Raw genomic sequence first — 14,735 nt, forward strand, 5'->3', positions numbered from 1 at the left:
CATTGACAGATATTAAAAAAATAATACTTTCCAAAGCAACAAAAGAGGTGCGATTTGGAGGGTGCAAATATACAAAAATTTATAATACCATTTTTCAGGTAAGATGTTGTTCTTGTGAAATAAATAGAAAAAAACCTTGAAAATGAATACAAAAGAGAAAAAACCGACATAATACAAAAAGATTTTATTTCTGTCGACCGGGAAATAATAGTGGGTTACACATAAAATGATTAACAAAAAAGAAAGGATAAAGTAAAATTTTGTGGCCGTGAAATAAAAAACAGTCCATTTTTTTCCATCTCCTGTACTTTGGAAAAAGAGAAACCCTAATCCCGACTTTATCATGTAAAAAAGAACCACGGAAATTAGACAAAATCCAAATTTATTCAGCTGGTATCCCAGAATATGAAGATCGGCAATGTATTTCGGCACTGTGGGAATGTACTGTGAGATGAGAACGGATAGCGTAAGAGCCGTCACGCAAGAGGTAATCACCCAGCTCGGGAGATTATTACTGGCGTCAAAGTATTTCTGAACCAGAAAATCTCTCAGATTCGCCTCTCTCTCAATGATGTTCATCATAAAAAGGTATAAAAAGATACACCCCAATAATATAAAGATTACCCAATCGTTGTTTTCAGGCGTCCTTATGTGATTTATAAAATGTTGTGATAACGGCAAGCGACTATTTTTTGCAAAATTATAGATTATTTTGTATAAAATAAAAAGGTTAAATAAACTATCTTTGCAAACTGAAATGAAAAAACTCGTCATCATTCCCACGTATAACGAAAAGGAAAATATTGAAAATATTATTTCCGCGGTTTTTGCATTGGAGGATGACTTTCATATTTTGGTTGTGGACGACTCTTCTCCCGATGGAACAGCGGAGCTGGTAATGGATCTTCAAAGAAAAAATCCGCATTTCCTGCATCTGTCTGTCAGAAGAGTAAAAGACGGTCTGGGAAAGGCTTACATTCACGGATTTAAATGGGCTATCGAAAATAATTATGATTATATTTTTGAAATGGATGCCGATTTTTCGCACAACCCGAATGATTTGCCGAAACTTTATGAAGCTTGTCTAAAAGCTGATATGGCCATCGGTTCAAGATACTCGAAAGGTGTAAATGTGGTCAACTGGCCTATGGGAAGAGTGTTGCTTTCTTATTTCGCTTCGAAATATGTAAGGTTTGTCCTTGGACTGCCAATTCATGATACAACGGCAGGTTTTGTCTGCTTTTCCAGAAAAGTGCTGGAAGAAATCGGTCTGGATAATGTGAAGCTGAAAGGGTACGGATTTCAGATCGAAATGAAATTCAGAGCCTTTAAAAAAGGATTCAAAATTGTGGAAGTACCGATCATTTTTACCAACAGGATCCTGGGGGAAAGCAAAATGAATGGCGGAATTATTCATGAAGCGGTTTTTGGCGTTTTAAATTTAAAATGGAAATCTATCATTAACAGATTATGAAAAAATTGGTATTCATTTTTGTCCTGATGAGCATGCTTTCCTGTGGCGACGCTATTGATAAGCCTAAAAATCTTATTCCGGAGGATAAAATGGCCGAGATTATGGCTGATCTTTCTATTAATGATCAGGCGACTGTCATGTACCCGAATTCAAACCTTGAAGAAGGAACGAGGTATGTCCTGAAAACCCATGGTATAAAATCCGATGACTATGTTCAGAGTTTCAAGTATTATATCGTGAAAGAAAAGATGAGCGCCATTACGGAAGATGCTCAGAAAATACTTTTAAAGAAAGATCCGAAAGCGGAGAAATATGTAAAGGATAAAAAAAATAATACAGGGAATCCTCAAAATCCCCCTGTTTTATCGAGATAATAGAGATGCAAAAATTTTTTAATATAGAAAAAACTTCTGAAGGAAAGGCCAGGGCAGGAGAGCTTACCACAGATCATGGTAAGATCCAGACGCCCATCTTTATGCCTGTAGGAACGGTGGCAAGTGTAAAAACCGTTCATCAGAGGGAATTAAAAGAAGATATCAAAGCCCAGATTATTCTGGGAAATACCTACCACCTCTACCTTCGCCCGGGGATGGAAACCATGCAGGAAGCAGGTGGATTGCATAAATTCATGAACTGGGATCTTCCTATTCTTACGGATTCGGGAGGCTTTCAGGTCTTTTCGCTTTCAGGAACAAGAAAAATGTCCGAGGAAGGTGTAAAATTCAAATCTCACATAGACGGCAGCGTTCATCTGTTTACGCCTGAAAAATCAATGGAAATCCAGCGTCAGATCGGAGCCGATATTTTTATGGCTTTTGACGAATGTGTGGCGTACCCTTGCGATTACAATCAGGTAAAATCTTCCATGGAAATGACCCATCGCTGGCTAAAGAGATGTATGGATTGGAATGAAAATAATCCTGAGCTATACGGCCACAAACAAACATTTTTTCCGATTGTACAAGGGTCTACCTATTCTGATTTAAGAAAAATTTCTGCAGAAGTAATTGCCGAAGCAGGAGCGGAAGGAAATGCGATCGGAGGGCTTTCTGTCGGAGAGCCGGAAGAAGAAATGTACCGGATCACCGATGAGGTAACCGATATTTTGCCTAAAGAAAAACCACGATACCTGATGGGCGTAGGAACACCATGGAATATTTTGGAATCTATCGGTCTGGGAATAGATATGATGGATTGTGTAATGCCGACCAGAAATGCCAGAAATGCTATGCTGTTTACCTGGAAAGGGGTCATGAACATGAAAAATGAAAAGTGGAAAAAAGACTTTTCTCCGCTGGATGAGTTTGGAACAAGTTTCGTAGATAGGGAGTATTCAAAAGCTTATGTAAGGCATTTATTTGTTTCTAAAGAATATCTTGCCAAACAAATCGCTTCAATTCATAACTTAGCATTTTATCTGGATCTTGTGAAAGTTGCACGGGAGCATATCATGGCAGGAGACTTTTACCAATGGAAAAATTCTGTAGTGCCGGTTTTAAGACAAAGACTTTAAAACAGGTTTAAAGGTTAAAAAAATAAGAAACGCATTAAAAAAAATAGAATAATGCTGAAAATTATAGACCGATATATTATTAAAAAATACCTTGGAACGTTCAGTTTCATGCTGATATTGTTGTCTATAGTGGTACTGGTAATCGATGTTCAGCAGAAAATTCCCAGAATTGAAAATGCGACAGCCATTGATCCTAAACTTAATGTCACGTATTTTCTTGTCCATTTCTATCCCTTCTGGATCGTCAATCTGGTGATGACTTTTTTATCCATCCTGGTTTTTATCTCCGTGATTTATTTCACTTCCCGGATGGCAAATAATACGGAAATTGTAGCTATTATCAGTAGTGGAGCCAGCTTTCACCGGTTTGCGAGGCCTTATTTGGTGACCTCTCTTTTTATTGCTGTAATCTCTTTGGGGATCAACCATTTTGTCCTGCCTTGGGCGAATATTCAGAAAAACCAGCTGGAAGCTTATACTTACAATGCCGCCAATAAAGAAAAGGTATTGGGAACAGCTCCTGTCTCTGCACAGCTCAGCAAAACGGAATATATTTTTATTAATTCATGGAACAAAAGAGAAAAAAGAGGTTCCGGTTTTGTTTATCAGAAGTTTGATAAAAACAGGAAAATGATCTACGAGCTTAAAGCTTCAGATGCTTTCTGGGATAAGGATAAAAAACTTTTTGTCCTGAATTCTTACACCGAAAAAACAATTAATAAAGATGATACCGAAAAGTTGGCGAACGGTTTTGATCTTAAGAAAAGCTTTGGTCATGATCCTGATGAGCTTTTCCCCAACGAACTGTTAGGGCAGAACAAAACAACGCCCGAACTTCTGAAATTCATCAAAAGAGAAACCGAAAAAGGAAACAGTAACCTCAACGCGCATTTGAATGAGCTTTATCAGCGTACTTCAATGCCTGTTTCCATCGTGATTCTTACGTTTCTGGCGCTTTCCCTTTCTTCACAGAAAAAACGGGGAGGATTAGGGATCAATTTAGCTTTAGGAATCTCACTGGCATTTGTCTTTGTATTCTCATTCGAAGCTTTGAAAGTCGTTTCAGAAAATAAAAGCATGTCTCCGGCATTGGCGATGTGGTTTCCGAATCTCGTATTTTCACCGCTTGCCTTATTTTTATATCTGAAAAGAGCCAATCAGTAAAGCAGCTTTATTTCTTTGTGATAAAAAGATTTTAAGCCGTCGTTTTCAAGTTCAATCAGGATTTCTCCATTCCTGTCAGCATTTTTAATGATGCCATTTTGTCGCTTTCCATCCAGCTCAAAGACGGAAACCTGATTCTTCCTGAATAAAAGGTTGTTAAAATCATTCAGGATTTCCTGGTCTGATGGTATTCCCTTTAATCTTTCCACCATAAAATCATGGAGGGCAGAAGTGAAGTCGTTAAGGTCAAAATACTTGCCGGTCTGCGATAGAAGAGATCCTGCGTTTGATATCTCATCAAATTTTTCCTGCAGAATATTAAATCCTGCCCCGATGATGAAATAATTATTTTGATTAATTTTTTTTTTTTCGATCAGAATTCCGACTATTTTTTTATTTTTAAGGATAATATCGTTGGGCCACTTTATTTTTACGGTGTTTCCAGTCAAATTGGCAAGGAAATCACTGATGATGATTGCGGTATAATAATTGAACAGGAAATCTGACAATGAAAAATTTTCCGTTTTCACCGCAAGGGTATAAGCTAAATTTTTTTCAGCAGTTGACGACCACGTATTTCCATACTGACCCCTGCCTCCGGTTTGATTAAATGTATGAAGTGCTACAAAATCAGAATTTTCATAAAGTAAAAACTTTGAAATTTCGTCATTAGTAGAAGAGCATTCTTTTATGTAGAACAGATGACTCATTTAAGAAAACTTTAAGACTTTAAGGGGCTAAAAGTAAGGCTAAAGTGAAAGAAAAACAATAAATTTGCAGATTATAGTATTTTTTAATGAACAAAACAGTAGAAAAACAAGCGCTAATAGATAAAATTGTAGAAGCTATTCAGGATGTAAAAGGAGAAGATATCATGATCTTTGATCTTTCTAATATTGAAAATTCAGTAGCGGAAACTTTTGTAATTTGTAGTGGAAACTCAAATACGCAGGTTTCTGCGTTGGCAGGAAGTGTAGAGAAAAAAGTAAGAAACGATCTTAAAGACAGGCCTTGGCATGTAGAAGGTACCGAGAATGCAATGTGGGTTTTGGTAGACTACGTTTCTGTGGTGGTGCATATTTTCCAGAAACAGACCCGTGAATATTACGATATAGAGGAACTCTGGGGAGATGCTGTCATTACCAGAATCGAAAATTAATATTAAATTTTAAAAAGTATAAATGAACAATAAAGGATTTAACTGGTTTTTTCCGATTGCGATCATAGCTCTTTTGTTATTCTTTATTCCCAATTTTTTAGGGGATAACAATGCAAAATCTATTGATGAGGATGGTTTCTTTAAAGAGATGCAGGCAGGGAAAATCCAGCGGGTTTTAATCGATAAACAGGCCCAGAAGGCTGACGTGTTTTTAACACAGGCTGCTAAGACAGCTACCGTAAAAAAAGATGATAAGGCTAACCCTTTTTCTGCCCTTTCCATGGCTCCCAAAGCAGACTATACGCTTAAATACGGAGACCTGAGACTATTTCTCGAGAAATTTGATGCCCTTAAACAGCAAAATCCACAGATTACAACATCTAAAGACTACGCAGAAGGGGAAAGCCCGCTCATGAGCATTCTTATTCAGGCATTGATCTGGATTGCAATTCTGGGATTATTTTATTTCCTTCTTTTCAGAAAAATGGGAAGCGGAGGCGGTCCCGGAGGACAGATTTTCTCAATCGGAAAGTCTAAAGCCAAACTTTTCGACGAAAAGGAAAGAATCCAGGTGACATTCAAAGATGTTGCCGGTTTGGAAGGTGCAAAAGAAGAGGTGCAGGAAGTTGTTGATTTCCTTAAAAACTCTGAAAAATATACGAAACTTGGAGGTAAAATCCCTAAAGGTGTCCTTTTGGTAGGACCTCCGGGAACCGGTAAAACGTTACTGGCGAAAGCTGTAGCAGGTGAAGCTAAGGTGCCTTTCTTCTCATTGTCAGGTTCGGATTTCGTAGAGATGTTCGTGGGAGTGGGAGCTTCAAGGGTGAGAGACCTTTTTGCCCAGGCCAAAGCCAAATCTCCGGCAATTATCTTCATTGATGAGATCGACGCCATAGGACGCGCAAGAGGGAAAAATAATTTCTCCGGAGGAAACGACGAAAGAGAAAATACCCTGAACCAGCTTCTTACAGAGATGGATGGTTTCGGAACCGATACCAACGTGATCGTGATGGCGGCAACCAACAGAGCGGATATCCTGGATAAAGCTTTAATGAGAGCCGGACGTTTTGACCGTTCCATCTTTGTAGATCTTCCGGAATTGCACGAAAGAAGACAGATTTTTGATGTGCATTTAAAGAAAATCAAGCTTGATGATAATGTAGACCGCGAGTTTCTGGCAAAACAGACGCCTGGCTTCAGCGGGGCGGATATTGCGAATGTTTGTAACGAAGCGGCCCTTATCGCGGCAAGAAACAATCATACTTCCGTAACAAAGCAGGATTTCCTTGATGCGGTAGACCGTATTATCGGAGGTCTTGAAAAGAAAAATAAGGCCATTAAACCTTCTGAAAAGAAAAGAGTAGCATACCACGAAGCAGGACATGCAACGATCTCCTGGCTGGTAGAGCATGCATCGCCTCTTTTAAAGGTAACCATTGTTCCGAGAGGTCGTTCTTTAGGAGCTGCATGGTATCTTCCGGAAGAGAGACAGCTAACCACCACTGAGCAAATGCTGGATGAAATGTGTGCCACACTAGGAGGTAGAGCTGCGGAACAGGTGATCTTCAATAACATTTCCACAGGAGCACTTTCTGACCTTGAAAGCGTGACGAAAAGAGCTCAGGCAATGGTTACCATCTACGGATTAAGCCCTAATATCGGTAATATCTCTTATTATGACAGCTCAGGCCAGTCCGAATATAGCTTTGGTAAGCCATATTCTGAAGAAACAGCCAAAAAAATCGATATCGAAATCAAAGGAATTATCGAGACTCAGTATGACAGAGCTGTTCAGATTCTTACCGAAAATAAGGATAAACTGGACGCGCTTGCCAACAAGCTTCTGGAAAAGGAAGTAATCTTCAGAGAAGATCTTGAAGAAGTATTCGGTAAAAGAGCATGGGATCCGGAATTAACGGAAAAGCCGGTTACCAATACCATTCCGACGGCAAAAGAGCCGAGTGAAGAAATCATTATTAAAGATAAAGAAGAAGAAAGTGATATTCAGGCACCTGAAAGTCCGACACAACTCTGATTATCTTTAAAATAACATAACCAAAACCTGACAGTCCCCGATTTGTCAGGTTTTTTCATATTTATCGGCACGTTTTTAGATTTCTATGTGATTAATTTTATATTTTTGTATAAGTGACTAAAAAATAAATAAGTTGAGTTTATTCAAGAGGATTGTAAGCAAACTTACCAACCAGCCTGAAGAAGAAGAAAAACCAAGTCTGGAAAAGCTAGGGGATTCGCTTAAAAATGCGGATCTTGACTACAAATTTGCCCAATTGTTTACTCATTCAGGAGGATTTTTCAATTACTGTGCAGATGAAGGGGAAGCTTTGCAGACTTTACATCAAATTATTAAAATAGAAGGAATACACAACGTTTTCTGCTGGGACAAAGATCTCCAGAATTTTTTGAATGTTGTGAAAACACCTTATACTCCGGAGTTGCAGGGTGATAACGACGCCAGTTTCATCACTTGTGAGTATCTTATCGCTTATGACGGGAGAATCATGCTTTCTCACAATAATATTCTTCATTATCATTCTTCCAGGCTGCCGAATAAAATCATCGTCATGGCCAATGTGTCACAGATCGTGAACAACCTTAATGATGCCATGGGAAAGATTAAAAGAAACGGAAACATCAAAAACCTTACTTCCATCAGCGGAGCACAGTCGAAACTGGATACTTCTTCCAACAGCAATACGAAACTGTTTTTACTGTTGCTTGAAGATTAAGAATCACTTTATAAATTTTAAATCTTGGACAAAAATCTCATTCAAAGAACCTTATCCGGAATTGTTTACGTAGCAGTTATTATTCTTTGTACGACACCGCTAGGCGCAAAACTGATCAACAGCATGGTGCCTGATCTTATAAAGCAGGAATATCTGTATTACGGGCTGATCACTCTTCTTCTCGGAGTCGGTTCCTGGGAATGTTTCAAGATCATGAAATTCGGAAACGGCTATGAACGATGGGCTGTTTTTCCGCTCATCATTTTTATCTTTTATATTTTCTCCAAACGGTATTTCCACTTCGATTTCTTTTTTGATTTCAGGATAAGTGAGATTCTGGCTTTGCTGCTAATAGTCATTGCTATAGTCACTCTTTTCAAATATCCGAATGAATTATATTATGACAGCGGAAAGCTGATCTTTACCGTGATCTATGTTGCATTGCCGTTCAGTTTTGCCTTGGGACTTCCGAAGTTTTCAAGATTTGATGACCGGTTTTCTCTCGAAGTTCTTTTCCTTTTTATTCTGATCTGGAGCAGCGATACTTTTGCTTATCTCACCGGAAAGTTTTTCGGAAAACATAAAATGGCGCCTAAGATTTCGCCTAAAAAAACCTGGGAAGGCTATATTGGAGGAGTAGTGCTTACGCTGATATTATCATATTTTATTGAACAATACCAGCCTGATCTTCGTGGGAACTGGATGGTCGTAGGATTTCTCGTAGCCGCCTTTGCGCCTGTGGGAGATTTGGTGGAAAGTCAGCTGAAAAGAAATTTCGGTGTCAAAGACAGTGGAAACATCATTCCGGGGCATGGCGGAGTATTAGATCGGCTGGATAGCTTTTTAATTTGCGTTCCTGTCGTATATTTGTACTTTATTTTAGAAAAATTTATTTAATCTCATGAAATTACACAGAGAATCAAAAGGAACAATCACCGTTGCCTCCTTATTATTCGTCATTTTAAGTGCGCTGGCCATTTATTTCCTGGAAATGTGGTCGCTGGTGATCATTCTGCCTTTGCTGGTCGTTTACAGTCTTGTATTCTGGTTTTTCAGGGTGCCAAACCGTGATATTCTGGAACACAGGGAGAATGTTATTGCTCCGGTAGACGGCAAAGTAGTCATGATCAAAGAAGTGGAGGAAGATGAATTTATCAAAGGAAAAGCGATTCAGGTTTCTATCTTCATGTCTCCCCTGAATGTTCATATCTGCAGATATCCCGTTTCAGGACAGGTGATTTACAAAAAATACCATCCCGGGAAATACCTTGTAGCGTGGCATGAGAAGTCTTCTACGGAGAATGAAAGAACTACCGTAGCCATAGAAAGTTTAACCAATCACAAGGTTGTCTTCCGTCAGATTGCGGGATATGTGGCCAGGAGAATTGTTTTTTACTGCAATGAAGGGGATGACGCCAAAGCAGGACATGAATTCGGATTTATTAAATTCGGCTCCAGGATGGATGTCTTTCTTCCGCTGGATACGGAAATCATTTGTAAGATCGGCGATATCACCAAAGGTGGACTGGATGTTATCGCGAAAATGAAAGACTAAACACTGTTTAAAAATATAATAAGACCGTTTCTCACAGAAGCGGTCTTTTATTTTAAAGTAACGTCCATTGTTAAAAACGCACCCGAATGTTAATATTTTAATTATTTTAATACTTATTTAATACTTCGTGGTACATATATGGTAAGTAAAGTTGTATTTTTGATGAAATTAATTTCAATTTTCATGAAAAAAGCTTTACTTTTTGCACTCGCCTTCACGGCTTTCTGTAGAACTGCCGCCCAAACGACAGTCAATGTATTCTCACAAATTGTATTTTATGATGGATATGCAGCCAATGTTTCTCAACCCGTACCGGCCAATACCATCAGACTAGCCAACTTCAGGTATACTAAAAAATTAACGGATGCCGAGCTGAATACCTTTCAGAATAAAATCCAGATGAACGTAAAGATCGGTGCCCTTTGCGATAATTACGACAGAATCGGAGGAGTGCATCTTGCCCTGGTTCCGAAAGGGCAGGCATCCTATACATTAAGTGATGCCACTGTAAAAAGAATAGAGGTAGGGAGGTATATCACGCCTTTCATGGATAAAAATCTTTCTCCTACGGAAGTTCCTTATTCGTACCAGGTCGATAATCTTTATTCCGTTTTCAGCAACATGGTTTTAAGGGATGCTTATGATATCTGGGTAGAGCTGGATGTATTCGGTGTGCCTTATGCCGCAAATAATGAGATCGACGGATGTGACGGAAGAAATGATGTATTCGCCGGAACACTTGACTTCGTGACTTATAACGATCCTTCAGTCACTACAACGTATAATAACCTTCTTCCGCTTTTGGATTCTAATGAATTAAACAATTACAATAATACGGATCAGGCGGGCCAAACCGTAAGACTGGTTAATTTTAATCTTACCCAAAGCGCCATCGATGCTAAGTTTTTCATCGTTTCCACGCCTCACGGAGCAAATACCAACGGAGAAGAATATGTAAGAAGACAGAACTTTATATATTTAGATAATAATCAGGTTCTGACTTTCACTCCTGGGGGAACTTCTTGTGAGCCTTTCAGAAACTATAACACACAGGCGAATGGGATTTACGGAAGCTCACCGAGACCCGCTTCATGGTGGACTTCATGGAATAACTGGTGCCCGGGTGATGCTGTTCCGATAAGAAGCTTTACGGCTGGTACTTTGGCAGCCGGAAACCACACCATTAAGTATCAGGTTCCAAGTGCTGTTTTTTACGGACAGGACGGTAGAATTGTTCTTTCGATGTACATGCAGAGCACCAGCCAGCAATTGTCGGTGAAAGATGTTTCAACGGTTGATGTGTCTGTTTTCCCTAATCCGACAACCGATTTTGTGAATATCCGTTCCGATAAGAAAACCAAAAGTATTTCGGTGTATTCTGCAGAAGGAAGAAAACTGAACGAGGTAAAAGATTCAAAAGTAGACCTCACCTCATATCCTGCCGGCGTCTATATGCTGGATATCGTTCTTGAAGGAGGAATTCAGTTTAAACATAAGATAATAAAGAAATAAGTAATAGCTAAAGAGGAGTATAATTGATGTTCCTCCTGTCTTAATAATGCTGATAAAAACGTCGGGACCTTTTGTCTAAAACGTCGAGTCTTTTTTGGGAAAACGTCGGGACGTTTTGTAGCACTTATAAAAAAGAGATAGTTATGATGGTATTCTTCTTTAGTTAAACAAATATCTTTTTGGCGATCAAGAATCCGACTTAATAGCTTATTTTAATTCTATAGGATTGTAAACGTCTATCTTCTTTATCTTGCCTTTATGAACAGGATTAGCAAGTAGGCTATTGTGATAATCTATTTTTTTTTGGTAATATTTTTGTCTGTCAATATCAATAAACTTTGAATTATAGTAGACGTTGTTTTCTGCCTTTTTAAAACTTAATAATAAGAAATGGAAATATTTTTTACTATCATATAACTCTAATATTAAACCGGGTAATTTTGAAAATTTGTAAGGGCCATCCTGAAACGGAATTTCATCGGTGAACCAGGCGGTATATTGTCGCCCTCTGAATTTTACAATAGCTTTTGTTGCGTTATATCCGGTTATTTTCTTCCTTTCATTTGTTATTTGCCAATTTAAATCATTAAAATTATCAGTATAACCAATATTGGAAGTCCCTATTCTATCCGTAAAAATAATTTTATTTTCGTCGTACTTTTTGTAGATTGAGATCGTTGATTTCGGAATTTTTATTTTATTTAAATCAATATAAGAAATATCTCCGGTAATTGTTTTTTGTTGAGTCATTGAATCTATAGACTTTTTATACAAGTTTTGGTAAAGGGACTCATCATTGTTAATATATAAAGCCATTTTCTGTTCTATACTATCCTTCTTTAAGGAGTCAGGAACTGAAATAAAATTATATATTGCCTCGTATTTGAATTCTTTCAATTGTAAAGCTTGTGCCTTTACAGATACAACTAAAAAAACTAAAAGTAAGTTGATGTAATGTTTCATATTTCTTTTATATCAACCTACCTCATTGAGGTAGGTTGTAAATTTATTTACTTATTAAATTCAGACGTTTTCTCTGTCAATAAGCATTCTTATCACTTCATCTCTAGCCTCGCTTTGAGAATTTGCATAAACATTAAAAACTTCACCATCACTTGTTATAAATGTATACCATTGACAATGCATCTTTACAAAAGTCAATTTCTTTGAACTTTCTAAATTATTTGTTTGTTTGGTCTCTTTTGCTAACGCTGTTATAGAAACTAAGGTTAAGATAAAAAAAAATTTTTTCATGATTTAATATATTTTATGATCCTAATATTTATAAATATTGTCATTACCAATATTTATTTTATTCATAAGAATAGGCGGGATTAGGATATTTCTAGCCCATCTCAGGTTTTAGTCATTTCGACCAATCTTTTCATTTTCTTATAATCAATCAAATTGTTGTAATAATGATTATCCAAGATTTTTATGAGACAATCAAAAGTATAAAATTTATATTTAAATGACAAATAAATAAATATTTAATAATTAAATTATGTTTTTTTAATATATTAAGTATAATTATTGTATTTTTTTTATTTATTAGATAAATGCATTATGTTTGGTATATAATAAAAAAAGCATCCTTTTGTTGAGGATGCTTTTATAGTATGTGAATATGAATTAAACGAAATTAATTAATGTGTTAGTCGAAGTTCTGAAGCTCCACCAGCTTATGGTATACGCCCTTCTTAGCGATCAGCTCGTGGTGGGTGCCTTGTTCCACGATATTTCCTTTTTCCATCACAACGATCCAGTCGGCTTTCTGAATGGTTGAAAGACGGTGGGCGATGACCAGAGAAGTTCTGTTTTCCATCATTTTTTCCAGGGCATCCTGTACAAATCTTTCAGATTCGGTATCGAGGGCAGAGGTTGCCTCATCAAGAATCATGATCGGTGGATTTTTCAGTACGGCTCTGGCAATGGAAACTCTCTGTTTCTGCCCTCCGGACAGTTTTCCTCCGTCGTCCCCGATATTGGAGTCATAGCCTTCCGGAAGCTGCGAGATAAACGAATCTGCATTGGCGATTTTTGCGGCGGCAACCACTTCCTCGCGGGTAGCATCTGGTTTACCCATCAGGATGTTATTATATACCGTATCGTTGAATAAAACGGATTCCTGGGTGACCATTCCCAATAGCTTGCGGTATTCTTTTAATTTTAAATTTTTAATATTCTGTCCGTCGATCAGGATTTCCCCCTCGGAAACATCATAAAATCTCGCCAAAAGGTTTGCGATGGTTGTCTTTCCGCTTCCACTTTGCCCTACCAGGGCTACGGTTTTTCCTTTAGGAATAATGAGCGAAAAGTTTTTAAGGATGGTGTGGTCTTTATCGTAGTAAAAACCAATGTCATTGAATTCTATTGCATTATTAAGGGTCGAAATGCTTACAGGGTTCGGAATTTCATCAATCTTTACATCGGCCTCCAGGATTTCCAGTACTCTTTCGAGAGAAGCTTCTCCCTTCTGAACATTTGATATGGATTGGGATAACGTTTTTACAGGAGGTAAAATCTGGAAGAAAATCCCTAAGAAAACAAGAAAATCAGCAGGGGAAATACTTTGGTCCACGATGATCTGTTTTCCTCCGTACCAGGCAATAATTAAAAAAGTAACGGAACCTAAAAATTCGCTCATCGGTGATGCGAGTTCTTTTTTTCTTCCCAATCTTATAGAGCTGTTAATCCATCTTTGCATTGACTGCATAAAGCGGCTGTCCATTATTTTCTCGGCACTGAAAATCTTGATGACTTTCGTAGATTTCAGGGTTTCATCGACTACGGAGAATATATTTCCCATTTCGTTTTGGGCCTCATGAGAATCTTTCTTCAGGCTTTTCCCAATTAACGCAATCATGGTGCCCATTACCGGTAACACCAAAAGAGAGAACAGAGTCATTTCCGTACTTAAGAAAAACAAGGTTACCAATGTGCTGATCAACATGAAAGGCGCATTGATTAATTCTACCAGGCTGCCCAGGATATTTCCTTCTACTTCACCCACGTCATTCGACATACGCGACATGAGATCTCCCTTTCTGCTCTCCGTGAAAAATGATACGGGTAGCGAGAGGATCTTTCTGTACATCGCACCACGAAGATCTTTGGTAACGCCTACACGATAATTGATCAGTAAAAAAGACCCGAGATATCTGAAAAGGTTCCTCAGCAGAAACATAAAAGCTGTTATGACACAAAGCCAGGCCAATACGGTAAGAGCACCATATTGTGTGACGAGACTTTGAACATAATAATTGGCATATTCTTTTGCATAAGAGAAAAAATCCAGGATTTCTCCTGAATATACCGGTGGTGTACTGTATTTTTTGGCTTCGATCGTTCCGAAAAGCATTCCCAAAACCGGCAGAATGGTCCCTAAGGAAGCAATCTGAAATACCGAATACATGAGATTGAAAAATAAACTTCCGTAGATGTATTTTTGATGAGGTCTTGCGAACTTAAGTATTTTAATGTATTGATTCATTCAATGAAAAAATTGGATAGCAAAATTACGTAATTAAAATGATAAGACGTTTTTAAAGGTCTTTTACTTTATTTAATATGTTCTGTTTGGCAGGCTTTTGTTACAATTCAGCCAC

The 14,735-nt window shown here is 37.9% G+C and carries 15 protein-coding genes; 10 read left to right on the forward strand and 5 right to left on the reverse strand.

The window, feature by feature from the left end; genetic code table 11:
* Positions 1-12 precede the first annotated feature (12 nt).
* Positions 13-681: a DUF4271 domain-containing protein gene (locus AC0N32_RS02895; RefSeq protein ID WP_476392368.1), complete on the reverse strand. Its 669-nt coding sequence runs from the start codon at positions 679-681 to the stop codon at positions 13-15.
* Between the two features lie 76 nt (positions 682-757).
* Here AC0N32_RS02895 and AC0N32_RS02900 point away from each other — a divergent pair, with 76 nt between their 5' ends.
* The 4 genes from AC0N32_RS02900 to AC0N32_RS02915 are packed head-to-tail and all read left to right on the forward strand — an operon-like array spanning position 758 to position 4,151.
* On the forward strand, positions 758-1,474 hold the full coding sequence (locus AC0N32_RS02900) for a polyprenol monophosphomannose synthase (protein WP_476392369.1): 717 nt from the start codon (positions 758-760) through the stop codon (positions 1,472-1,474).
* Positions 1,471-1,848 carry a DUF4296 domain-containing protein gene (locus tag AC0N32_RS02905; RefSeq protein WP_476392370.1) on the forward strand — a complete coding sequence of 126 codons (378 nt, stop codon included), beginning with the start codon at positions 1,471-1,473 and terminating at the stop codon, positions 1,846-1,848. The genes AC0N32_RS02900 and AC0N32_RS02905 overlap by 4 nt, the downstream gene beginning before the upstream one ends.
* A 5-nt stretch (positions 1,849-1,853) precedes the next feature.
* Positions 1,854-2,987, forward strand: a complete 1,134-nt coding sequence (gene tgt, locus AC0N32_RS02910) for a tRNA guanosine(34) transglycosylase Tgt (RefSeq protein ID WP_476392371.1) — start codon at positions 1,854-1,856, stop codon at positions 2,985-2,987.
* A 54-nt stretch (positions 2,988-3,041) separates the two neighbouring features.
* Entirely contained in the window at positions 3,042-4,151 is a 1,110-nt protein-coding gene (locus AC0N32_RS02915) for an LptF/LptG family permease (protein ID WP_476392663.1), read from the forward strand.
* Here the strand turns inward: AC0N32_RS02915 and AC0N32_RS02920 are convergent.
* Positions 4,145-4,861, reverse strand: a complete 717-nt coding sequence (locus AC0N32_RS02920) for a biotin--[acetyl-CoA-carboxylase] ligase (protein WP_476392372.1) — start codon at positions 4,859-4,861, stop codon at positions 4,145-4,147. The two genes, AC0N32_RS02915 and AC0N32_RS02920, sit on opposite strands and share 7 nt — an antisense overlap.
* Positions 4,862-4,947: 86 nt before the next feature.
* Between AC0N32_RS02920 and rsfS the strand changes: the two genes are divergently transcribed.
* The 6 genes from rsfS to AC0N32_RS02950 all read left to right on the forward strand — a co-directional run bounded on the left by rsfS (position 4,948) and on the right by AC0N32_RS02950 (position 11,127).
* Positions 4,948-5,310 carry a ribosome silencing factor gene (gene rsfS, locus AC0N32_RS02925; RefSeq protein ID WP_476392373.1) on the forward strand — a complete coding sequence of 121 codons (363 nt, stop codon included), beginning with the start codon at positions 4,948-4,950 and terminating at the stop codon, positions 5,308-5,310.
* Positions 5,311-5,332: 22 nt separating this feature from the next.
* Positions 5,333-7,345: an ATP-dependent zinc metalloprotease FtsH gene (gene ftsH / locus AC0N32_RS02930; protein WP_476392374.1), complete on the forward strand. Its 2,013-nt coding sequence runs from the start codon at positions 5,333-5,335 to the stop codon at positions 7,343-7,345.
* 133 nt (positions 7,346-7,478) lie between these two features.
* Entirely contained in the window at positions 7,479-8,060 is a 582-nt protein-coding gene (locus tag AC0N32_RS02935; RefSeq protein ID WP_476392375.1) for an LUD domain-containing protein, read from the forward strand.
* A gap of 24 nt (positions 8,061-8,084) precedes the next feature.
* Complete coding sequence (locus AC0N32_RS02940; protein WP_476392376.1) at positions 8,085-8,957, forward strand: phosphatidate cytidylyltransferase; 873 nt, start codon at positions 8,085-8,087, stop codon at positions 8,955-8,957.
* 4 nt (positions 8,958-8,961) lie between these two features.
* Positions 8,962-9,615 (forward strand): phosphatidylserine decarboxylase family protein, encoded by a 654-nt coding sequence (locus tag AC0N32_RS02945; RefSeq protein WP_476392377.1) that lies wholly within the window; start codon positions 8,962-8,964, stop codon positions 9,613-9,615.
* A gap of 183 nt (positions 9,616-9,798) precedes the next feature.
* Entirely contained in the window at positions 9,799-11,127 is a 1,329-nt protein-coding gene (locus AC0N32_RS02950) for a peptide-N-glycosidase F-related protein (protein ID WP_476392378.1), read from the forward strand.
* Between the two features lie 207 nt (positions 11,128-11,334).
* Here the strand turns inward: AC0N32_RS02950 and AC0N32_RS02955 are convergent, their stop codons facing one another.
* From AC0N32_RS02955 to AC0N32_RS02965, 3 genes are all read right to left on the reverse strand, one after another.
* The gene (locus AC0N32_RS02955) at positions 11,335-12,090 is read right to left on the reverse strand and encodes a GLPGLI family protein (RefSeq protein WP_476392379.1); all 756 of its coding nucleotides are present in this window, start codon (positions 12,088-12,090) and stop codon (positions 11,335-11,337) included.
* Between the two features lie 60 nt (positions 12,091-12,150).
* Positions 12,151-12,381 (reverse strand): hypothetical protein, encoded by a 231-nt coding sequence (locus AC0N32_RS02960; RefSeq protein WP_476392380.1) that lies wholly within the window; start codon positions 12,379-12,381, stop codon positions 12,151-12,153.
* A 400-nt stretch (positions 12,382-12,781) separates the two neighbouring features.
* Positions 12,782-14,620: an ABC transporter ATP-binding protein gene (locus tag AC0N32_RS02965; RefSeq protein WP_476392381.1), complete on the reverse strand. Its 1,839-nt coding sequence runs from the start codon at positions 14,618-14,620 to the stop codon at positions 12,782-12,784.
* Positions 14,621-14,735 lie beyond the last annotated feature (115 nt).

Source organism: Chryseobacterium endophyticum (genome assembly GCF_056333165.1).